1 protein-coding gene is annotated in these 234 nt (G+C 28.6%); it reads left to right on the plus strand.

Going from position 1 to position 234, the window contains the following annotated elements; translation table 11 throughout:
- The coding region (locus SB660_RS23945) for an Imm19 family immunity protein (RefSeq protein ID WP_410585114.1) at positions 1–187 on the plus strand (187 nt) is incomplete at its 5' end.
- Positions 188–234 lie beyond the last annotated feature (47 nt).

Consider the following 234-nt stretch of genomic DNA (forward strand, 5'->3'; position numbering starts at 1 on the left):
AACGCATTCTGAATATCTTGCCGATTGTATTTTAAATGGTTTGGTTGTGGAAGAAGGATTTCAAAATATTGATGGAGTAGGTATAATAAATAATCAAAATCATAGTGTGAGAAATATTGTGGCATATCCACGTTATAAAGACGATGTAATTGAATTGAATAAGGTTTTGGCTTCTCTTAAAAAGTAATTTTTTAAAATTCCAGAGAAATGTTTCATTTTGTAGCAACAGATTTT

Source organism: Bacillus sp. SIMBA_005, assembly GCF_046535585.1.
In the GTDB taxonomy this organism is placed as follows: Bacteria; Bacillota; Bacilli; order Bacillales; family Bacillaceae; genus Bacillus; species Bacillus pumilus.